Origin of the sequence: Streptomyces sp. SLBN-31, assembly GCF_006715395.1 — a bacterium.
Lineage (GTDB): Bacteria > Actinomycetota > Actinomycetes > Streptomycetales > Streptomycetaceae > Streptomyces.
In genome coordinates, this window is record NZ_VFNC01000002.1 from 3,003,674 (window position 1) to 3,025,507 (window position 21,834).

Below are 21,834 nucleotides of genomic sequence, written 5' to 3' on the forward strand. Positions count from 1 at the left end.
TGTCACCTCCGTGAGTAGCCGTGGCGAACGGCGCGGCGAAAACTGTCCAACCCCACCCGAGCACAACCCGTCCACACCCCACACCCAGGAAGCGCTCAGTCCCCCCACAGCACGTCCGGAAAGCCACCACTGAGTTCCGCACCCTGAGACGAGTTGGAGCACCCATGCCCCAGCACGTGCCATCCCCGCTGCGCGCCATGCATGCCCAGGCACCGCAGCACCCTCCGGCGCTCCCCCCACAACCGCGCCGAATCGTTTTCCTCGCCCACCGCGACCTGGACAACCCGGCCGCCGGCGGCTCCGAGCTGCTGGTCGACCGGCTCGCCGAGGGCCTGACCGGCCTCGGCCACCAGGTGACCCTGATCTGCGGCGGCCCGGCGGCCTTCCGCGATTACAAAGTGGTCTCGGCGGGCGGCGAGTTCGGCCACTACCTGCGGGCCCGGTCCGCCTTCGCCCGTCAGGTCGGCGAGACCGATCTGCTGGTCGAGGTCTGCAACGGAATGCCGTACCTCGCACCCCTCTGGCACCGCGGCCCCACCCTGTGTCTGGTCAACCACGTCCACTCCGACCTGTGGAAGATGAGGTTCGGCGGGCCCCTGACGCCGGCCGCGCGGCTCGGGCGAAGACTGGAGCAATGGGCGCTGACCGGGGCCCAGCACCGCAGTCTGCTGGTCGCCGTCTCGCCCTCCACGGCCCATGCGCTACGGGCGATCGGCGTCGAGAGAGAGCGCATCCGTGTGGTCCACAACGGCGTGGAGGAGCCCGGTCCGCGGGCCGACAGGTCGGCCGAGCCGCTGTTCGTGGCGGTCGGCAGACTCGTCGAGTACAAACGGATCGATCTGCTGCTCAGACTCTGGGAACGCGTACGGCCCGTCACCGGCGGCCGGCTGGTGATCGTGGGCGACGGTCCCGAACGGCAACGGCTGGAGCAACTCGCCGGTCCCGGCGTGGAGTTCGCCGGACATGTCTCGGAGGCCGAGAAGCACCGGCTGCTGTGTGCCGCGTGGCTGCTGCTGCACCCCTCGGCCGTGGAGGGCTGGGGCCTGGTGGTCACCGAGGCCGCGACACGGCAGACGCCGACCGTCGCCTTCGACGTGCCGGGCCTGCGGGACTCCGTCGTCGACGGGGAGACCGGGGTGCTGGCGCACGGCGAGTCGTCGTTCGCGGCCGCCTGGTGCACGCTCGCCCTTTCCTCGGAACGCCGTGAGGCGATGGGCAAGGCCGCCCGTGACCGGGCGGCCCGCTACCGCTGGCACCGCACGGTCAGACAGTTCCGCGCCGTGGCCGCCGAGGCGGTGAGGAGCTGGGCCCCATGACCGGCACCGGTCTCAAAGACCCCTCCATACGCCGGTCGATGACCCTCTTCCGGGCGTTCCTCCACGAGCAGGACGATCCAGAGACCTGCTACGCGCTGCTCGCCCGCGACGCCGTCGACCAGGTCGAGGCCTACGACGGTCCGGTCGCCGGGCGGACGGTCGTGGACGTCGGCGGCGGCAGCGGCTACTTCACCGAGGAGTTCCGCCGCCGCGGCGCCCACGCCCACCTCTTCGAACCCGACGTGCGCGAGCTGGGCGAGAAGCCGCCCGAGGGCACGGTGATCGCCGACGGCTATCTGCTGCCCCTGTCCGACGGCGTCGCCGACGTCACCTTCTCGTCCAACGTGCTGGAGCACGTCGCCGATCCGCAGACGTTCCTCAGCGAACTGGTCCGGGTGACCCGGCCCGGCGGCCTGATCTACGTGTCGTTCACCAACTGGCTGTCCCCCTGGGGCGGCCACGAGTGGGCCCCCTGGCACTACTTCGGTGCCGAGCGGGCCCGCGCCCGCTACCGGCGTCGTACCGGAAGACCGGCCAAGCACACCCTCGGCGAGAACCTGTTCGCCGTGCACATCGGCACCACCCTGCGGCAGGTGCGCGCCCGCGACGACGTCACGGTCGTCTCGGCGCGCTCCCGCTACTGGCCCTTCCTCGCCGAGACGGTCGTCAAGGCGCCCGGCATCAGGGAGTTGGCCACCTGGAACCTCCTCCTCATCCTCCGGCGGTGTCCACCATGACGACCACGGTCCAGGCCCCTCCTCCGGCAGCCGTCCCCACCACCGCGGCCACCTCGGGTCCGCCGGAGGGCCCGCGGTCGAGGCGCTGGCTGGTCGGGTTCTGGGCCGTGATGTTCGTGCTGTTCCTGGTGGTGCACCCGGGACGGCAGACCTTCGACACCAAGCTGGGCGTGACGACCGACCCCGGCGCGTTCCTCTCCGACCTGGGGCAGCTCTGGCACGACCAGGGCGGCTTCGGCGGGATCCAGGACCAGTACGCCGGTTATCTGTGGCCGATGCTGCCGTTCTACTGGCTGGCCCATCTCGTGCACCTGCCGGTGTGGCTGGCCGAGCGGCTGTGGATGTCACTGATCGTGTCGGTCGCCTTCTGGGGCGCGCTGCGGCTCGCCGAACGGCTGCGGGTGGGCAGCGGAGGGTCACGGCTGCTCGCCGGGATCGCGTACGCGCTGTGGCCGGTGTTCACCATCGTCGTCGGGTCCACGTCGGCCGCCGTACTGCCCGGTGCCTTCCTGCCTTGGGTGCTGCTGCCCCTGACGAACGAGCGGTACACCGCCCGGGTCGCCGCCCTGCGCTCGGCGCTGGTCGTGCCGTTCATGGGCGGCGTCAACGGGGCGTCGACGCTGGCCTCGCTGCTGCCCGTCGGGCTGTATCTGCTCTCCCGGCCGCCCGGGCCACGTCAGCGCAAGCTGATCGCCTGGTGGGTGCCGGGGGTCCTCGTGGCGACGGCCTGGTGGTGGATCCCGCTGCTGATGCTCGGCGTCTACGGCGAGAACTTCCTGCCCTACGTGGAGACCGCGCAGACGACGACGGCCACCATGTCGGGGACCGAGGCGCTGCGCGGGGCCGGCAACTGGGTGGCCTATCTGCACTTCGGGCAGGCGTGGCTGCCGGCCGGATGGACGGTCGCCGCCTCCGTGGTCGTGATCGTCTGCTCGGCGCCGACCGCCGGGCTGGGGCTCGCAGGCATCGCGAGACGGGACATGCCCGAGCGGCGGTGGCTGGTGCTCACCGTGATCTCGTGCGCGCTGGTGCTGCTCGCCGGGTACGGCGGGGCTTTCGGCGCGCCCTTCCACGGGGTCGTGCAGGACTGGCTGAACGGCTGGCTCGTCCCCTTCCGCAACATCTACAAGTTCCAGACGGGGCTCGCGCTGGCGCTGGTCCTCGGGCTCGCCCACGTGGTGGGCGTGGCCACCGACTCGCGCGGTGCGCGGCCGGTGCGGGGGCGGCGGTTCGCGCCGCTCGTCGCGGCGGTGCTGATCCTGCCGGGCCTGCTGTGGCCGTACCTCAACGGCTCGATCCTCAACCCGGGATCCTTCCAGGAGCTGCCGAAGTACTGGAAGACGACGGCGAGTTGGCTGCAGAAGTACTCCCCCGACTCGCGCGCCCTGGTCGTGCCCGCCACCGCACACGGCATCTACAGCTGGGGCTCCCCCATCGACCAGCCGCTCGACGTACTGGCCAAGTCCCGCTGGGCGCAACGGGACTACGTGCCCTTCGGCACCCCCGGCAACCGGCGGGCGATGGACGCCGTCGAGAACGCCCTCGCCTCCGGGAGCGAGGTGCCGGGGCTGGCCGACTACCTGAGCCGGGCGGCCATCTACTACGTCGTCGTACGCAACGACCTCGACCCCGACCAGATCGGCGCGGTGCCGACCACGACCGTGAAGCGGACCCTGCAGCAGTCCGGGTACGTACGGGTGACGGGCTTCGGGCCGGTCATGACCGGCGGCCGGATCGCGCACGACGCCCCGCTGCAGGTGGAGGGCCTGTACCCGCGGCAACGGGCGGTCGAGATCTACGAGCCGGGCGGCAAGGACGTACCACGACCGGGGCAGGCCCGGCTGCTGCCCGTCTCCGACACGGCCGTCGTCTCCGGCGGACCCGAGGCCCTGCTGCCGCTCGCCTCCGAACTGCGCGGCCGGGCGACCGTGCTCACCGGCGACAACACCCCCGGGCTGGGCACCCCGGCACTGCGGATCGTCGGTGACGGGCTGCGGCGCGCGGACACCCGGTTCGGGCTGCTCAGCGCCAACACCTCGTACACGTACACGAGTTCGGAGCGCAACGCCCCGGACGCCGTGCAGGACGCCGGGAAGGAACCGCACCAGATCCTGCCGACCAAGGGCATCGCCCACCAGACGGTGGCCCAGCTGCGCGGCGCCCGCTCGGTGACGGCCTCCTCCAGCGGCAACTGGCTCTTCCACCTGCCCCAGTACGACCCGGTGAACGCCTTCGACGGCAATCCGGACACCGCGTGGGCCGAGGGCGCACCCGGCTCCGCGGACGGCCAGTGGCTGCGGATCGGCTTCACGGGCTCCTACGACATGCCGTCGTCGTTCAAGGTGACGCCGTTGCCGCAGGCGAGCGTGCGGTCGGCGGCGACGAAGGTGCGGGTGGAGACGGAGAAGGGGAGCAGGACGAGTTTCCTGCGGCCCAACGGACAGACGCAGAGCGTCAAGGCACCTTCCGGGGCGACGCGTTGGATGAAGCTGACGATCGTCGAGTCGGTACGGCGCCACTCGGGCCTGACGGGTGCCGGCTTCTCCGAGATCGCCCTGCCGCACGTCCAGGTGACCCGTCTGCTGCGTCTGCCGACCGACGCCGACAACGCCTCCGACGCCGCCGCCACGCAGATCTCCCTGCACCGCACCCCCGACCCCACCGGGCTGTCCGCGACGGGCACGGAAGCGGGCCTGCACCGCCGGTTCACGACGTCCACGGCGGGAACGTACGAGGTGACGGCGGGGGCGGTGCCGGTGAGCGGCGCGGAGCTCGACAAGCTGCTCTACCGGGTCGCCCCGGACCAGCAGAACCGCATCGTCGCCACCGCCGACTCCACGGCCGCCCTGGGCGCGGGCCTGTCGGCGCGCAACCTCACCGACGGCGACCTGACCACGGCCTGGGTCGCGGGTGACCGGCCGACCGTCCATCTCAGCTGGAACGGCAAGCAGCCCATCGGGGAGATCGTCCTGGCCCCGGCGGGCGGGCTGTCCACCCGTGCCACCCAGGTCCACATCAGCTCCCCCGACGGCGCCACGATCGCCGGGGTCGACGAGAACGGCGTGGCCCGCTTCGACCCCATCACCACGGACCGCCTCGACATCACGATCACGCAGACCGCGCCGCTGACCCTGCACAACCCGGTGGCCGACGAGGACCTGCACCTGCCCGTCGGGCTGAGCGAGGCGTACATCCCGGCCCTCGACCAGTACCGCACCAAGCAGCCCGGCGCCTCCCACGCCTTCTCGCTGCCCTGCGGGCAGGGGCCGGACGTGGCGGTGGACGGGAAGCTGTACCGGACGAGCGTGCAGGGGACCGTGCGGGACCTGGTGGAACGCCGCCAGGCGCAGGTGACGCTTTGTCAACAAGGCGGTGGTGAGGGCGGCCTGGAGCTGACGGCCGGGACGCACCGGGTGGAGGCCGGCGACGCGGGTCCCCTCGCCCTGACGGATGTCACGCTGACGCGCGGGACGGTGAGCGAAGCCGACGCCGAGACACGGCAGTTGACCGTACGGGACTGGCTCGGCGACCGGCGTGAGGTCACCGTCGGCTCGGGCGGCGCCACCTATCTCACGACGTACGAGAACTACAACGACGGCTGGAAGGCCACCCTGGGCGGCAATGAGCTCACGCCGGTCCGGCTCGACGGCTGGCAGCAGGGCTGGCGGATCCCGGCCGGGGCGGGCGGCACGGTCAAGTTGTCGTACGAGCCCGCGACCACGTACGAGGGCGGGCTGATCGGCGGCGCGGTCGGGCTGGCGGCGCTGGTCGGCCTGGCCGTGTGGCGCCGGCGCGCACCGAACCCCGATCCGCCGCAGCCGGTGCCGCCGCTGCCGGGGCTGTGGCTGGGCACGGTGGCGCTGACCGTGGTGGCGATCGTGATCGCCGGGTGGTTCGCCCTGCTCGTCCTCGCGCTGGCCCTGCTGGCCTCCCGCCGGCACACACTGCTCGTACCGATCGCATTCGCCGCCCTCGTCGGAGCGGGGATCGCGGCGGCGACCGGGGCCGGGGAGCCGGTGGGCGCCGGCCATGGAGCGTTCGGGCACGCGGCCCAACTGCTGGCATTGATCGGCCTGTTCGCCGGTGTGGTGAGCGTCCACGAGCCGGACGAGGAACCGGGCCACACGGCGGTCCTGCCCCCCACGACCGAACCGGCCCTGTGGGCCGCATCGGAGGCCCCGACCCGCGAGCTGCCGCAGCGGCACCGGGGAGAGAGGCCCGCCCCGGACGCCGGCGCCGCGGACCGGCAGGAGACCCCGCCGGCCCCGCCACCCGGCGAACAGCACGGAGAAGGCCTCTTCGGGGCCGGTCCCTGGCAGGAGCGGCCGGAGGGAGGGCACGCGGGCAGTCCCTCGCAGGGGCAGCACGCAGAGGGCCTGCCCGTGGGCAGCCCACGGCGGCTGCAAAACACGGAAGGCCCGCGCGAAGAGGGCTCTCAGCTCGGGCAGCACGCCGAAGACCCTGCGGCGGGCAGCACCCGGCAGGAGCAGAACGCGGGGCGCCTTCCCGAAGAGGGCCCTCGGCAGGGGCAGCACGCCGAAGGTCTCCCCGTGGACAGCCCCCGGCCGGACGCCGGGCCCGTCGTCTCCGCGCGGGGGCCCGGGGGTACGGAGTCCCAGGCGCCCACCGGGCGGATCCCGTTCCGCAAGCCGCGGTTGCGCGCGACCGAGCCCGAGCCGCCGCAGGCGTCGGACGACGACACGGGGAGGGGCTGATCCCTGTGACCGCACTCGAACATCCCGCACGCGCCGGCGGCCCGCCCGGGGCGCCCAGGCGGATCCCGTTCCCCGTGGTGGACGAGGTGGCCCGGCACTGCCTGCAGGAGGAGGAGCCGGAAACCGTGCACATCGAGGTCCATCTGCCCGGCCCGCTGGACCGCGACCGGCTGCGGACGGCCTTCGCCGAGGCCCTGCGACGGCACCCCCGCATCCTGATGCGCGAGGCGCCCGGCGGCTGGTACCGGCGGCGCTACGAGTGGGAGCTGACGGCGGAGCCGGACGTGGGGGTGGTGACGTTCCCCCCGGTGGGCAGGTGCGCTCTGCGGGACGCGCGGACCCGCGCGCTGACGAAGGCCCCGCCGCTGTCGGCCTCGCCGCCGATCAGGCTGGAGGTGGTCGAGGGCGCCGGGGACGTCGAGGGGAGCGAGGCGACGGACGCGGTCGGTGTGCCGGCTCCGCACGACGGCGCCGCACCGCGGCGGTCCGACGGCACCGTCCTCTTCCTGACCATCAACCACACCGCGCTCGACGGCCCCGCCTGCCTGCGCGTCCTGGCCACCGCCGCCGAGCTCTACGGCGGCAGGGACAACTCCCCGGCGGCACCGCCCGTACGCCGGGCGGAAGCTCCCCACGCCCCGGAGGACACGCCCTCCAACTGGGCCCGGCCGGCCCGGGTCGCACCCGGCACCCCCGAGCCCTCCCCCGGCAACGGGCTGCTCGTCACCGAGCTGCCGCTCCCCCACCGGCCCAAGGGCTCCCCCTACACCGTCAACGATCAGCTCATGGTCACCACCGCCCTCACCCTCATCCACTGGAACAGGGAACACGGCGCCCGCCCCCGCCCGCTGCGCATCACGATGCCCGTCGACGACCGCCCCCGGGACGCCGGCATGCCCATCGGCAACGGCACCCGGCTCGTTGAAGTCCCCTTCGCTTACGATGAGTTGGTCGCGCACGGGCCCGCCGACATGCCCGCGCTGCTGCACCGCACTGCCACCCGCACCCGCGCCCTGAAGTCCCTCCCGCGTCCACAACTCGGCCACGGCGCCGCCCTCCTGACCGCCCCGGTCACCCCCGTCACCTGGCGCGCGGCCCTCACCCGCGGCCTGCGCAGGGCGGCCGCGCCGTGGACGTCGACGACACTGCTCAGCAACATCGGCCGTGTCCCGTACCCGCTGGACTTCGGTGAGGAGGCCGGCCGCGCGCACGCCGTCTGGTTCTCGGCGCCCGCCCGCATGCCCCGCGGCCTCACCGTCACCACCGCCTCCACCGCCGGCCGCCTCCATCTGGCCCTGCGCTGGTCCCGGACCCTGCTCAGCCACGGCGACGGCGCCCATCTGCGGGACCTGTTCGAGCACTACCTGCACTCGACGGAGGTGAGCGGCCCATGACGACCACGGTGCCGCACCGGCGCCCCAAGGACCTGCGCGACTTCTACGAGGACCCGTCGGTCCCCGTCGCCTCCGGCGCGCCCCGCAGCCTCCGCCAGGCCCGCATGCTGGCCGCCGCGCTGGGCACCGCCCGCGAGCGGACCATCCTCGACGTCGGCTGCGGCGACGGGTCCGCCGCCGCCACCGCTCGCCCGCTGCTGGCCGGCCACCGCATCGTCGGCGTCGACTGGTCCCAGGACGCCCTCAAGCGGGCCCGCGCCCACCTGTCGTACCCGGTCCGCGGCGAAGTCACCGGTGGCGGACTGCCGTTCAGGTCGGCCTCGGCGGACGCCGTGCTGTTCAGCGAGGTGATCGAGCACCTCGTCGACCCGGACGCGGCCCTCGACGAGATCCGCCGCGTGCTGCGGCCCGGAGGCCATCTGATGCTCTCCACCCCCAACCTGGCCGCCTGGTACAACCGCGGTCTGCTGCTGGCCGGTGTGCAGCCGGTGTTCTCCGAGGTCAGTCTGCGCGGCATCCACGGCCGGCCGGGCACGGAGGTCGTCGGGCACCTGCGCCTCTACACCGCCCGCGCGCTGCGGGAGTTCGTCGCCGCGTCCGGTTTCGAGGTCGTACGCGTGGCGGGCGCCCCCTTCCACGGCGTGCCGCGTGCTTTGCGCCCCCTCGACCGGCTGGCCTGCTCCAGACCCTCCCTCGCCTCGATCCTTCTCCTGCACGCACGGAAGACCTAGGGGGGTGCACCCATGTGGTGGGGAGTGGCCGCGGCCCTGTTGGCGAACACCCTGTACAGCCTCGGTTTCGTCCTGGAGAAACGGGCGCTGACCGCGCTCCCCGAGGTGACGATCCGTCAACCGGCGCGGCTGCTGCGGCTGGTGCTGGGCAGTCCGCTGTGGATCGCCGGATCCGTCGCCCTGGCCTCCGGGTTCGGCGCCCAGCTCGTCGTCTACCGCACCCTGCCGATCGCCGCCGCCCAGGGCATCTTCGTGTCCGGCCTGGTGCTGCTCGTCCTGCTGTCGGCCCGGCTGCTGGGCGAGGAGACCACCGGGCGGGAGCGGTACGCCCTCGGCGCGATCCTCGCCGCGCTGCTGATGGTCGTGCTGTCCCTGAAGGAGGCCGGCGCGCACGCGGACACCGTCGGCCGCGGCGCCCCGTACCAGCTGATCCTGCTGGTGTGCGTGCCGTCGCTGGCGGCCGGCGTGTGGCTGTACGGGGCCGCCGAGCGCCGCGCCCGGCACCGGCACCGGGCGCCGAGCACGGGCGTGGAGTACGGGGTGGCGGTGGGCCTGCTGTACGGCGTCAGCTCGTTGGCGATCAAAGGCGTGTCGAGCTACCTGAGCTCGAGCGGCCTCGGCCAGGCGGTGGTCGGCGTGCTCAAGTCGCCGTACCCGTATCTGCTGCTGTTCACCGGCGCGTTCGGCCTCGTCATGTCGCAGGCCGCGCTGCAGCGCTGCCGGGCCTCGCTGATCGTGCCGGTGTGCACGACGGTGACCTCCCTGTACACGGCGGTGATCGGCACCCTCTCGTTCGGCGAGGCGCTGCCGCACGACCCGTTGCGGCTCGCGCTGCGCCTCGCGGGCACCGCGCTCGCCGTCTGCGTACTGCTGACCATGCCCAGACACGACCCCGCACCACAGCAACCCCCCATCGGTGCCAAGGAGTTGACGCCACCATGAACCCCGACGACCCGCTGCTGCGGATTCTGGCGTGCCCGCTGGACAAGGGCCCGCTGCACCTCGTGAAGCCGGACGGGCCCGAGGCGTCCGAGGCCCTGTACAACCCGCGTCTGCACCGCCGTTACCCCGTCGTCGACGGCATCCCCCAGCTGCTGCCGTCGTCCGGGGAGCAGGTGTCGGACGAGGAGCACGAGGTCCTGCTGAAACGGGTGGCCCGATGAGCACGGCACCCCGGCACCCGTCCCGCACCCTGGCCGCCCGGCTGGCCCCGCTGCTGCCCACCCGCCTGGTCGCCGCCACCGCCCGGGCGGTCTATCCGCGCTTCGAACCCGAGCTGGCCCGGCTGGCGGAGCTGTGTCCGGCGGACTGCGGGACGGCCGTGGACGTCGGCGGCTGGTACGGCCCCTGGACGCGGCGGCTGGCCCGGCGGGCGCGGCTCGTGGTGACCGTGGAGCCGGTCCCCCATCTGGCCCGGCTGCTGACGGCCGCCGCCCCGTCGAACGTCCGTGTCGTCGAAGCGGCCGCAGCGGACCGCTCGGGCACCGCCCGGCTGTGGCTGCCGCCGGACGACGCCGGCGACCGGGGCGTGTCCTCCCTGGTCCGCCGGGACATCCACGGCCACGCGCTGGACGTGCGCTGCGTCACCCTCGACGAACTGGGCCTGCGGGACGTCGGATTCATCAAGATCGACGTGGACGGCAGCGAGCCGGCCGTGCTGAGCGGCGCCACGGGCCTGCTGGTCCGCGACCGTCCCGCGCTCTTCGTCGAGCTGGAGTCGCGCATCCAGCCCATCGCCCCGGTCGTCGCCCACCTCTCGCTGCTCGGCTACGACGGCTGGGTGCTGCCCGGCGCCGACTGGGTGCCGTTGGCGAAGTTCCCGCTGGAGGAGCACCAGGCGGCCGCCGCGCACGTGGTGGCGCAGGGACTGCTGCCCCGCGTCCTGCCGTTCCGCAGCCGTCCCCGCTACGTCAACTCGGTCCTCTTCCTGCCCGACGGCCGCCGGCCGGGCGATGTCGGTGCCGTGCGCGACGATGGGAGACATGCCGTCCGCGAAGCGCCCCACTGATCCCTTCACAGCGCTCGACTTCCAGCTGGTCCTGCTGCGCCGCATGGCCGACCACAACCCCGGCCTGGTGGAGGAGGCCCGGCGTGAGCTGGGCGTGTCCATCGCCGGGATGCGGGAGGCCAACAAGCGCTGGCAGGCGATGCTGCACTCCCCGCGCGCGCGTGCCGCCGCCTCCCGGTACCGCTCGGTGCTCGGCGAGCCCGAGTCGACCGCCTCCCGCAGGATCGGCGACCTGGACTGCGAGGCCTGGCTGTGGCCGCTCCCGCTCTGGCCCGACCTGCGCTTCGAGGTCCTGCTCGCCCCGAACGGCGGGGTGTGGAACGAATGGCTGGTCCGTGTCCCGGGCGCCCCGGGCCCGTCCCTCACCACCCTCGACGACCTCACGCCCTGGTCCTGCACGGTGGACGAGGCGGCCCGCGCCTTCGCCCCGGCCCGCCCCCTGGAGGGCACGGCGCCGACCCGCTGGGGGCTGGCGTTCACGGCGCCGGACGGGCAGGGGGTGCGGCGGAAGGTGGCGGCGGAGTTCACGTGGGGCCTGCTGCAGCGGGTCGCCGTCGCCGACTGAGCGGAGTGCGCCCCTCAGCCCGCGGCCGCCGTCAGGATCGCGTCCCGCACCGCCGGCACCGAGCCGGGGTGCAGGAACAGGAAGAGGTTCGGCTCGACCAGCTCCAGTTCCATCACCACCGGCTCCCCGTCCTCCCCGTCGACGAGGTCCACGCGCGCGTAGAGCAGTCCGGCCGCGTCCGGTACCGCGGCCAGGGCGCTTTCGGCGACGGCGACTTCGGCCGGGGTGGGCCGCCACGGCTCCAGGTCCGGGTGGGCGACCTTGTCGGCGTCGTAGGCGGTGCCGGGGGCGAGGACGGCCCGCTTTCGGCTGGCGTGCAGCAGGCGTCCGCCGAAGAACTGCAGGGCCCGCTCGCCGCCGGTGTCGATGGCGCGCATGTACGGCTGCACCATCGCGGTGAACCCCTCCTCGTGCAGGCGCGCGAGGTGCCGTACGGCCGTCTGCCGCTCCTCAGGCAGGTAGCGCGCGGCGTAGCGGGCTCCCGCGCCGGAGGTGGGCTTGACGACGTACTCGTGACCGTCCGGCAGGTCGGCGGCGGTGCCGGGCGCGAGGTACCGGGTGGGTACGACGGGCACCCCGGCCGCCGCGAGGTCGCCGAGGTAGCGCTTGTCGCTGTTCCACCGCACGACGTCCGCCGGGTTGGCCAGCCGGGTGAGCGCGCCGCACTTGTGGGCCCAGGCGGTGAACTCGGCCGCCCGCCAGCTGTAGTCCCAGGTGGAGCGGATGACGGCGAGGTCGTAGGCGGCCCAGTCCACTTCGGCGTCGTCCCACACCACGACATCCGCCCGCGCACCGGCCGCACCCAGCGCGTCCCGCAGAACGGGCAGGTCGCGATCGCGGTGGGGCTGCGGCCCGGGATCGTAGGTGACGAGGGCGACACGGGCCACGACCAGAACTCCGTCCGACGGCGAACAAAAGACCGCCGCAGGCTAACCACCCCACCCCGTCCCCCGGCAACCCGACCGACGTCGTGGAGGTCATGGGCTGAGGGCGGTTCGGGGTGGGGGTGTGTGTGCTTGGGAGCGGTGCGGGGACGATGGTGTCGTCGTCCCCTGCTGCAAGGAGATCGCCGCGTGTCCTCTCTGTTCCCAGCCCTGAGCGATGAGTCGAGCGAGCGGGTCGCCCTGCGCTTCGGCGAGCGGTCCCTGACGTACGGGGGGCTCGCGGCGGCGGCCGGTGCCCTCGGGGAGCGGATCCGCGGGGCGGACCGGGTCGCGGTGTGGGCCACCCCGGCGCTGGAGACGGCCGTCGCCGTGGTCGCCGCCCTGGAGGCCGGGGTGGCCGCGGTGCCGCTCAACCCGAAGTCGGGCGCGAAGGAGCTGGAGCACATCCTGGCCGACAGCAAGCCCGCGCTGGTGCTGACGGCTCCGGGCGACCGGCCGCCCTCCCCGGTGAGCGACCTGCGGCGCGTCGACGTGGAGGTGGTGACCGGCGCCGGTGCGCCCGCCCCCGTCTCCTCCGTCACCGGTGAGGACCCCGCCCTGGTCGTCTACACCTCCGGCACCACCGGCCCGCCCAAGGGGGCCGTCATCCCCCGCCGGGCGATCGCCACCACCCTGGACGCGCTCGCCGACGCCTGGCGGTGGACCGGCGACGACGTCCTCGTGCACGGGCTGCCGCTGTTCCATGTGCACGGCCTGGTGCTGGGCATCCTCGGCCCGCTGCGGCGCGGCGGTTCGGTCCGGCACCTGGGCAGGTTCTCCACCGAGGGCGTCACCCGTGAGCTCGGGGCCGGCGCGACCATGCTGTTCGGCGTCCCGACGATGTACCACCGGATCGCCCAGGCCCTGCCGGAGGAACCGGAGCTGGCCGGGGCCCTGGGCCGGGCCCGGCTGCTGGTGTCCGGTTCCGCCGCGCTCCCCGTGCACGACCACGAGCGGATCACGGCCGCCACCGGGCAGCGGGTGATCGAGCGGTACGGCATGACGGAGACCCTGATGAACACCAGCGTGCGGGCGGACGGGGAGCCGCGCGCGGGAACCGTCGGCGTGCCGCTGCCGGGCGTGGAGCTGCGGCTGGTGGAGGAGGACGGGACGCCCGTCGCCTCGTACGACGGCGAGACCGTGGGCGAGATCCAGGTGCGCGGCCCGAACCTGTTCACCGGCTACCTCAACCGGCCCGACGCGACCGAGGCCGCCTTCACCGCGGACGGCTGGTTCCGCACCGGGGACATGGCGGTGCGCGAGAGCGACGGGTATGTGCGGATCGTCGGGCGCAAGGCCACCGACCTGATCAAGAGCGGGGGTTACAAGATCGGGGCCGGTGAGATCGAGAACGCGCTGCTGGAGCACCGGGGGGTGCGGGAGGCCGCGGTCACCGGGGAGCCGGACGCGGACCTGGGTGAGCGGATCGTGGCGTGGGTGGTGCCGGAGGATGCCGAGAACCCGCCGGGTGACGGGGAGTTGGCCGATCATGTGGCCGCCCGTCTCGCCCCGCACAAGCGGCCGCGCGTGGTGCGCTACCTGGACTCTCTGCCCCGCAACGACATGGGGAAGATCATGAAGCGGGCCCTGAACCGTGACTGAGCGCCTCACCGCCCGCGAGATCCTGGAACTCCTCGCGGACGACGCCACCTTCACCGAACTCCCCCATCCCGCACGCGACTCCGGGCCCGACGGGCCCCTCGCCTGGCAGGGCTACGACGCCTCGCGGGCCCGCGCGGCCGAGCGGACCGGCGAGCGGGAGTCCGTGGTCGTCGGCACCGCGAGCGTCATGGGCACGCCGGCGGTACTGATCGTCTTCGAGTTCGGCTTCCTCGGCGGCTCGCTCGGCGAACGCACCGGCGACCGCCTGGTGGCGGCCCACGAGTACGCCCGCGCGCACCGCCTGCCCGTCGTCCCGCTCGTCGCCACCGGCGGCAGCCGGATGCAGGAGGGCATGGTCGCTCTCACCCAACTCCAGCGCGTGGCCCGCCAGTCGGCCCTCACCCGCGAGGCGGGCCTGCCCCAGATCGCGGTCCTGCGCGACCCGACGACCGGCGGCGGCTGGGCGACCCTGGGCGCGGGCGCCGACGTGATCCTCGCCCTGCCGGGTGCGCAGGTCGGCTTCGCGGGCTCCCGGGTCCGCCCGGCGGACGCCGATCCGACGGCGTACACGGCCGAGGCCCAGGTGGCGTGCGGCGCGGCGGACGCGGTGGTACCGGTGGCGGACCTCCGGCAGGTGCTCGGGCGGTGGCTGCGGCTGCTGACCGGCGGGGCGGATGCCGCAGCCGCTCCCCGCCCCGCCCCCGTCCCCTTCGCGCTGGGCGCCCAGGGCCTTCCGGGCAGCGGCTGGGAGGCCGTGCGGCGGGCCCGTTCACCGGAGCGGCCCCGCGCCCGCGCCTACCTCGACGCCTACTTCGGCCACCGCGTGGCCATCAGCGGGGACCGGAGCGGCGGGGCCGATCCCGACGGGATGCTCTGCGGCTTCGGCGAGCATCAGGGCCGTACCGTCGCCTACGCGGCCCAGACCGGCACCGCCACCCGGCCCTCCGGGTACCGCACCGCCACCCGGCTGATCCGGCTCGCGGACCGGCTCGGCATCCCGGTGCTGACGCTGGTGGACACCCCGGGTGCGGCCAACGACGCGGAGGCGGAGCGGCAGGGGGCCGGGGCGGCGATCGCGGAGCTGTTCGGTGCCGTGGCCGGCGCCCGAACTCCCGTCACCACACTGGTGATCGGCGAGGGCGGCTCCGGCGGCGCCCTCGCGCTCGCCGCGCCCGGCGACACCTGGGCCACGCCCGACGCCTACTTCTCGGTCATCGCGCCGGAGTCGGCCGCCGCCATCCTCAAACGCCCGGACGACCGGGTCGAGACGACGGCGGACCAACTCCGCATCCGTCCGCAGGACTTGCTGGAACTCGGGGTGATCCGCGGCATCGCCGGCCCGCCGGGTACGTTGTCGCCGGTCACACGGAAACGACACAACGGAAACCACGACAGCACCGGCCACCGTCCGTAACATGGGGGGTCGCCTTGAGTCACCAGCACGGGGGAGTCGCCGCGCCATGGACGCGTTAGTGGAGTTCAAGACCGAGGACGGCGCGCTGGTCGTCGTCGAGGGCGTCGACGAGGACACGGGGGCCCGGATGGTCTCGCGCGGTGACGGACCGGCCCAGGCGGCCCGCACGTTCGAGAACGCGCTGGGCGGGGTCCGCGCCGCCGCCGAGTCGGCGCTCCGGGTGTTCCGGGACGGCACGCTGCGGCCGGACTCGGTGGAGCTGGAGTTCGGGGTGAAGCTGAGCGCGGAGGCCGGGGCGGTCATCGCGAAGGGGGCGGCCGAGGGCCATCTGCTGGTGAAGCTGAGCTGGTCGCCGGGGCCGGCCGACGCGGACCCGGAGGCAGCCGACCGGTCATGAGCGGTTTCGCCTGGCACGCCCGGATCGTCTGCGGGAACGAGATCGGCGCCGGATTCCTCGTCTCCGCACGCCATGTCCTCACCTGCGCCCACGTCGTCCGCGCGGGCGACAGCAGCGCGGTGACCGTGTCCTTCCCCGGCGGCCGCGGCCTGGGCCAGGTCTCCGCGACCGTGGCCGTGCACGGCGGCTGGGCGGGCGGCGGCGCCGACCCCGGCGATCTCGCCGTACTCGAACTCGACCGGGAAGTCCCGCTCGAACCGGCCGAGTTCGCCCCGCCGGGCGCCGAACTCGCGGGAGAACACGCGCCGACACTCGTCGCGTACGGCTTCCCCAAGGGGTACGACGAGGGCATGCTCGCCCGCTACCACGCCGTGCCCGGCGCCCTGGTCTCGGACGAGTGGCGGCAGTTGGAGGCCGCCACCGCGCACGGGCAGGCCCTGGCGCCCGGGTTCAGCGGCGCCGCCGTGCACCTCGCGGACGGCAGGGTGGTCGGCATGGTGACCACCATCGCCGGTTCGCGCGACGGCCGGGTCGGTCGCATGCTGCCCACCCAGGTCATGGCCCGCTACTGGCCCGGCCTCGGCGCCCTCGTCCCCACGCCCGGCCACGGCCGGGACGAGGTGCGCCGGCTGTACGCGCTGGTGCGGCGGGCGGTGGCGGAGGGCGTCGACTGCGATCCCGTACGGCTGGTCAACCACGCCGTGGGGCCCTTCGGGCAGCCCCCGCCCGAGGACGCCGCCGCCTCCCTGGAGGCCGCCGCCGGGTACGTGCAGTGGGAGGTCCCGGGCGCCGAGGCGGTGACCCGCTTCGCCGACCGGCTCCAGGAGGTGCTGGACGGCACGCCCGCAGCGCCCGCCGCCGGTCCGGCGTGGTCCCCGATCGTCGTCGAGATAGAACGCAGCGGCGCCGGGGCCGACCTGGTCACCGTCGAGGTCTCCGCCTACCACGACGGGCAGCGCCGAAAGGTCGGCTCCCGGCGCCTGCGGCGCTCCGCCGTCCGCGCCTACGTCCAGGGCTGCATCGACGACGCGTTCGCCCAACTGTCCCTGGACGCGCAGGAGTTGATCACATTCGTGCTGCCCCGTGAGTGGCTGAACGAGCCGGTGGCGCGCTGGGAGTGCGGCGCCGACGACTCCACCCCGCTGGGCTGCGCCTATCCGCTGGTGGTCGTGGACCGCTCGCGGTACCGCAGCGGCCGGCTGCGCCGGGAACTGGCCAAACGGTGGCAGAAGCTGGACACCTCGCCGGGGGCCCGGCTGCACCGCGTCGACTGCGGCGGCCCGGAGCGGCCGCAGACCCTGCGCAAACGCCTGCGCGACGACGACGCCGACCTCGCGGGCTACGCCTTCCCGCCGGACGCCGCGCAGCCGCACTTCGAGGCCGGCCTCAACTCACCGGTGCCGGTGCTGCTGTGGCCGCGCACGGGCTGCGCCGGCTCCCGGCACGACGGCCCGTGCTCCGGTACGGCGTTCCTGGACGAGCTCGCCGACCGGCTCGCCGGCGTCCCGCCCGCCGAACTGCCCGGTCAGGTGCGGGCGTTGCGCGAGACCGCGGACGCGGACGACGACCCCGACGGACACTGGGCGAGCGGTCTGCAGCTCCTGTGGGACGATCCGCGCTGCTTCCCCGAACCCGCCGCGTTCCTCCACTCGCCCGTCGCCTGAGCGGCCGCCCAGCTCCGACTCCCCTCAAGAAAGCGAACGTCGCATGGCCCTGTGGCCCGTCTACACCGGCAGCGGCACGCCGCACGACGGCATCTCCCGGCTGCCCCCGCCGCCGCCCTGGCGCGCCTTCGACGGCGCACCCGTGCTCGACGCACCCGGCGAGAGCGACGCGGCGGCCGCCTCCCCCGACCGCGTGCACCGCGCCGAGACCTACCGGGCCACCCCGCAGACCGTCCAGCTCGTCAACGCCGCCCTGTACCTGCGCCGCCCGTTGCTGGTCACCGGCCCGCCCGGCACCGGCAAGTCCTCGCTCGTCTACGCGGTCGCCCGCGAGCTGCGCCTCGGCCCCGTACTGCGCTGGAACATCACCAGCCGCAGCACCCTGCACGACGGCCTCTACCAGTACGACCCGCTGTCCCGGCTGTACGCGGCCCGGCACGCGCAGGCCACCACCGAGGCGGGCATCGAGGACCACCTCCGGCTGGGCCCCCTTGGCACCGCCCTGCTCCCCTACGCCCGCCCGCGCGCCCTGCTCATCGACGAGATCGACAAGAGCGACCTCGACCTGCCCAACGACCTGCTCAACGTCCTGGAGGAGGGCCAGTACGAGATCCCCGAACTGGTCCGCGGCGCCCGCCGCACGCCAACGGCGGAGGTGATGATCGACGGCACCGACGAGCGCGTCCCGGTGGAGCGCGGCCGGGTCCGCTGCCGGGCCTTCCCGTTCGTGGTGCTCACCAGCAACGGCGAGCGCGAGTTCCCGCCCGCCTTCCTGCGCCGCTGCGTCACCCTGCGGCTGCGCCAGCCCGACGACGGCCAGCTCATGGCGATCGTGCGCGCCCACTTCGACGGCGAGCCCGACACCTACGCGCAGACCCTGATCGACCGGTTCCTGTCCCGGGTCGGCGGCGGCGAGCTGGCCACCGACCAGCTGCTCAACGCCATCTATCTGGCCCGCTCCTCCGACCTCGGCTCGAAGAGTCTGGACGACCTGGCCGAGCAGTTGATGCCGTACCTGGGCGACGCCCCGCACACGGACGCCTTCTGAGGCCGGATGCCGTCCGACACCCCGGGCTCCCCCGAACCGCTGGCCCGTCTCGCCGACGTCCTGGCCGAGGCGGCCTCCGGCGTCCGCCCGACCCCGCTGGAGCTGGCCGAACTGCTGTGGCTGGCCCGGCACATGGAGTCGGGGACACCGTCCGCCGAGCGGGAGCCCCGCCCCACCCCGGACGCACCGCACCCCGAACCGCCGCCCGCACCACTGCCCTCTTCGAAGCCGCCGCGGCCGGAGACTGCCGCGCCCGTCGACTCGCCCCGTGCGCCCCTCCACCTCCCGTCCGCGGCCCGGTCCGGCGACGACCGCCCGCACACCACGCTGCTCGCCCCCGCGCCGCCGATGCTGCGCCACCCCCTGGGCCTGCAACGGGCGCTCCGCCCGCTCAAACGCCGTATCGAGTCCCCCGTGGGCCACGAGCTCGACGAGCCCGCCACCGCCGACCGCATCGCCCGGCTCGGCGCGGCCCCCGAGTGGTGGCTGCCGGTGATGCACCCCGCCCGGGAGCGCTGGCTGCGCCTGAACCTGGTGTACGACAACGGGCCCACAATGCCCGTCTGGCACCCCCTCGCCCGCGAACTGCACACGATGCTGGCCCAGTCGGGCGTCTTCCGCACGGTCGTGCCCTACCGGGCCGAGCCCGACGGGACGGTGCACGGCCCGGGCACCCCCACGACCACCGACGGCCGCACCGTCACCCTGCTGGTCAGCGACTGCATGGGCCCCCAGTGGCGCCAGGGGCCGCCCGGCGCCCTGTGGTACGCCACCCTGCGGCGGTGGGCGGCTCGCATGCCGCTGGCCGTCGTACAACCGCTGCCGGAGCAGCTGTGGCGGGAGACGGCTCTGCCCACGACGCCGGGACGGCTGTCGGCGCCGTATCCGGCCGCGCCGACGGCGGCGCTCACCTTCACGCCCTACGAACCGCATGAGCGGGGTCCGGCCGTGCCGCTGCCCGTGATGGAGCCCGACCCCGGCTGGCTGGCCAACTGGGCGGCGCTGCTCACGAGCCCCGGCAGCTGCGAACTCCCTGCTGCCGTAGCCCTTTTGGACCGCCCGGCCGACCCGGAGGACCGCGCGGACGTCGCCCTGCTGTCCGCCGGGGAACTGGTTCTGCGGTTCCGGGCGACCGCCTCTCCGGAGGCGTTCCGGCTGGCCGGGCATCTCGCGGTGGGCCGACCCGACCTGCCGGTGATGCGCCTGGTCCACGCCGCCGTCGAACCGGACCCACGCCCGCAGCACCTGGCCGAGGTCATCCTCAGCGGCATGCTCACCACCGTCCCCGGGCCGCCCGGCTCCTACGCCTTCCGCCCCGGCGTACGCGATCTCCTCCTGCTCGGCCTGCCCCGCACCGCGCGCACCCGGACCGCCGAACTCCTGCGGCGGGTCGGCGCATCGATCGACCACCGGGCCGGCCGCTCGCGGGGCGAGTTCCGAGCCTCCACGCCCTCGCCCTCGGGCACGGAGACCGGGACGGGCGCGGACGGCGAGGCGTTCGCGACGGTGAGTCCGGACAGCGTGCGACGGCTGACGGGATCCCCGAGGCAGGCCGGCCCCGACGTCCCGCGCTCCCCCGCGCCCCCGCCCGAACCGCGGCGCCCCGCCGTGCTCTTCGAGGCCGACGACCTCACCGGCCGGCCGGAGGCGCGGATCGCGCTCGAGTACGCGGTGGACCGGATCCTGGAGCGCGCCGGGCTCGCGCAGCGCGAGGTGCGGGTGCGTGCGCACGGCTACCTGGTGCTGCCCGGGCCCGGCGCCTACACGCTCCCGGTGCTGGTGGCGACCCTGCGCGGGATCGCCGAGTCGGTCGGGGAGCTGGCGGACCCGCCACGGCTGCGGGTGACGTTCTGGCACACGGCCGGCGCCGGCGATCCCGTCGTACCGCCGGAGGTCCTCACCCTGCAGGGCCGTACCCCCGCCGACGTCCTCCTCGTCGTCTCGCCTTCCTGGTACGAGGAGTTCGCGGCCAGTTCCGCCGCGCTGGAGGAGCCGCGCTTCCAGCCCCTGCACGGGGGCGCCCCGGACGAGCCGCCCGTCGCCTGGTACCTCACCCTGTCCACGGCGGGGCCCGAGCCGGAGAAACGGGACCTGGTGAAGGGCCCGTTCATCACCCACGACCTGCGTCGGCCGGGCATCCCCGCCCCCGGCCGTACCGCGATCGTGCACACCCAGCCCGACGGTCCCCTGACCCTCCTCGACCCGGCGCGTCCGCACAGCCTGCGCCCGCCCCGCCGCACCACCTACTACGAGGTCGACCTCACCGGCCACCAGGCGTTCCACACCGTCTCCCTGCCGAGTTCCGGCAAGGGCGCCTTCACGGCCGCGGTCGAGCTGTCCTGGCACGTCGTCGATCCGGTGGCGTTCGTGCGCGCCGAGACCACGCGTGTCTCCGAGCGGCTCCTGGACCATGTGCTGGACGCGGCCTCCCGCATCACCCGCCGGCATCCGCTGCGCCGGGCGGGCGCGGCGCAGCGGGCGGTCAACTCCGGGCTGGGCAGCTGGCCGGTGCCCGGCCTCACGGTCTCCTACTCGGTGCAGCTCAGTACCGAGGGCGCCCCGCCCCCCGTACCGCGGCGGCCGGCGCCCCGGCCCGCGTCCGCGCTGCTCGCCGACGCCGGGACGGTGCTGCTCGGTTTCGACGGACCCGTCACCCGGCTGTTCTCCGCGCAGACCGCCCGGGAGGCGGCCCTGGACCTGCTCTCCGTGGTCGCCGAACAGCGCGATCCCGAGGACGCCTTGGGGGGCCGGCCGCTGCCGCGGGCCACGGGGCACGAGGTGTTCGCGCATCCGCTGGACGTACTGCGCGCCTTCGCCCACGACCGGCTCGCCCCGCAGCTGCGCGACCGTCTCGACCAGCTCGAACTGCGGGCCGTCCCGGACGCCCCGCTGACCCACAACACGGCCGTCCTCGTGCGCGCCCTGCACCAGGCCGACCGCCGGGTGGCCGTCGTCTCCGACGTCTGCGAAGAGGCGGTACGCCGGTATCTGCGGCCGTTCCGGCTCCCCCTCACCGGCATCCACGGCCGCGCCGCCGACGTCCGCCTGCTGATGCCCGACCCGGACTGTCTGCGGCGCGCCCTGCATTCCCCCGACGCGCCGGCTCCCGCGAGCGTGCTGATCGGCTCCACGGTCGCCGAGCTGACCGCGGCCCAGCAGCTGGGGCTGGACTTCATCGGACTGGCCCGGAATCCGACGATCGAGCACGGCCTGCGGAAGGCGGGCTGCGAGGTCACCGTGCCCTCCCTCGCGCCGCTCCTCGAAGCCGCTCGAGCCCTCTGACTCGCCTTTATCTCCCATTTACTTCGGGCACAAGCCGC

General features: G+C 74.3%; 16 protein-coding genes. 15 read left to right on the forward strand and 1 reads right to left on the reverse strand.

The window, feature by feature from the left end; translation table 11 throughout:
• The first annotated feature begins 164 nt into the window (after positions 1–164).
• Genes FBY22_RS33730 through FBY22_RS33770 form a run of 9 tightly spaced genes read left to right on the forward strand, consistent with a single transcriptional unit; the run spans position 165 to position 11,466 of the window.
• Positions 165–1,316 carry a glycosyltransferase family 4 protein gene (locus tag FBY22_RS33730; protein ID WP_142151765.1) on the forward strand — a complete coding sequence of 384 codons (1,152 nt, stop codon included), beginning with the start codon at positions 165–167 and terminating at the stop codon, positions 1,314–1,316.
• Positions 1,313–2,053: a bifunctional 2-polyprenyl-6-hydroxyphenol methylase/3-demethylubiquinol 3-O-methyltransferase UbiG gene (locus tag FBY22_RS33735; protein WP_142151766.1), complete on the forward strand. Its 741-nt coding sequence runs from the start codon at positions 1,313–1,315 to the stop codon at positions 2,051–2,053. The genes FBY22_RS33730 and FBY22_RS33735 overlap by 4 nt, the downstream gene beginning before the upstream one ends.
• Positions 2,050–6,768, forward strand: a complete 4,719-nt coding sequence (locus FBY22_RS33740) for an alpha-(1->3)-arabinofuranosyltransferase (RefSeq protein WP_142152605.1) — start codon at positions 2,050–2,052, stop codon at positions 6,766–6,768. Before FBY22_RS33735 ends, FBY22_RS33740 begins: the two co-directional genes overlap by 4 nt.
• 5 nt (positions 6,769–6,773) lie before the next feature.
• Positions 6,774–8,162 (forward strand): condensation protein, encoded by a 1,389-nt coding sequence (locus FBY22_RS33745; protein WP_142151767.1) that lies wholly within the window; start codon positions 6,774–6,776, stop codon positions 8,160–8,162.
• Positions 8,159–8,893 carry a bifunctional 2-polyprenyl-6-hydroxyphenol methylase/3-demethylubiquinol 3-O-methyltransferase UbiG gene (locus FBY22_RS33750; RefSeq protein WP_142151768.1) on the forward strand — a complete coding sequence of 245 codons (735 nt, stop codon included), beginning with the start codon at positions 8,159–8,161 and terminating at the stop codon, positions 8,891–8,893. The genes FBY22_RS33745 and FBY22_RS33750 overlap by 4 nt, the downstream gene beginning before the upstream one ends.
• Positions 8,894–8,917: 24 nt before the next feature.
• On the forward strand, positions 8,918–9,835 hold the full coding sequence (locus tag FBY22_RS33755) for a hypothetical protein (protein ID WP_142152606.1): 918 nt from the start codon (positions 8,918–8,920) through the stop codon (positions 9,833–9,835).
• Positions 9,832–10,056, forward strand: coding sequence for a Trm112 family protein (locus FBY22_RS33760; RefSeq protein ID WP_142151769.1), 225 nt, complete (start codon positions 9,832–9,834; stop codon positions 10,054–10,056). The genes FBY22_RS33755 and FBY22_RS33760 overlap by 4 nt, the downstream gene beginning before the upstream one ends.
• Positions 10,053–10,901 carry an FkbM family methyltransferase gene (locus FBY22_RS33765; RefSeq protein ID WP_142151770.1) on the forward strand — a complete coding sequence of 283 codons (849 nt, stop codon included), beginning with the start codon at positions 10,053–10,055 and terminating at the stop codon, positions 10,899–10,901. Before FBY22_RS33760 ends, FBY22_RS33765 begins: the two co-directional genes overlap by 4 nt.
• Positions 10,876–11,466: a hypothetical protein gene (locus tag FBY22_RS33770; protein ID WP_174267326.1), complete on the forward strand. Its 591-nt coding sequence runs from the start codon at positions 10,876–10,878 to the stop codon at positions 11,464–11,466. Before FBY22_RS33765 ends, FBY22_RS33770 begins: the two co-directional genes overlap by 26 nt.
• A gap of 14 nt (positions 11,467–11,480) precedes the next feature.
• Here FBY22_RS33770 and FBY22_RS33775 read toward each other — a convergent pair whose 3' ends face one another.
• Positions 11,481–12,353, reverse strand: a complete 873-nt coding sequence (locus FBY22_RS33775; protein WP_142151772.1) for a RimK family alpha-L-glutamate ligase — start codon at positions 12,351–12,353, stop codon at positions 11,481–11,483.
• A gap of 186 nt (positions 12,354–12,539) precedes the next feature.
• Here FBY22_RS33775 and FBY22_RS33780 point away from each other — a divergent pair, with 186 nt between their 5' ends.
• The 6 genes from FBY22_RS33780 to FBY22_RS33805 are packed head-to-tail and all read left to right on the forward strand — an operon-like array spanning position 12,540 to position 21,796.
• Positions 12,540–13,991 (forward strand): acyl-CoA synthetase, encoded by a 1,452-nt coding sequence (locus FBY22_RS33780; protein ID WP_142151773.1) that lies wholly within the window; start codon positions 12,540–12,542, stop codon positions 13,989–13,991.
• Positions 13,984–15,405, forward strand: a complete 1,422-nt coding sequence (locus tag FBY22_RS33785; RefSeq protein WP_142151774.1) for a carboxyl transferase domain-containing protein — start codon at positions 13,984–13,986, stop codon at positions 15,403–15,405. Before FBY22_RS33780 ends, FBY22_RS33785 begins: the two co-directional genes overlap by 8 nt.
• A gap of 46 nt (positions 15,406–15,451) precedes the next feature.
• Positions 15,452–15,802, forward strand: coding sequence for a CU044_2847 family protein (locus FBY22_RS33790; protein WP_142151775.1), 351 nt, complete (start codon positions 15,452–15,454; stop codon positions 15,800–15,802).
• On the forward strand, positions 15,799–17,466 hold the full coding sequence (locus tag FBY22_RS33795; RefSeq protein ID WP_142151776.1) for a trypsin-like peptidase domain-containing protein: 1,668 nt from the start codon (positions 15,799–15,801) through the stop codon (positions 17,464–17,466). The genes FBY22_RS33790 and FBY22_RS33795 overlap by 4 nt, the downstream gene beginning before the upstream one ends.
• A gap of 43 nt (positions 17,467–17,509) precedes the next feature.
• Positions 17,510–18,514 (forward strand): MoxR family ATPase, encoded by a 1,005-nt coding sequence (locus FBY22_RS33800; protein WP_142151777.1) that lies wholly within the window; start codon positions 17,510–17,512, stop codon positions 18,512–18,514.
• Positions 18,515–18,520: 6 nt separating this feature from the next.
• Positions 18,521–21,796: an SAV_2336 N-terminal domain-related protein gene (locus FBY22_RS33805; protein WP_142151778.1), complete on the forward strand. Its 3,276-nt coding sequence runs from the start codon at positions 18,521–18,523 to the stop codon at positions 21,794–21,796.
• Positions 21,797–21,834: the final 38 nt, after the last annotated feature.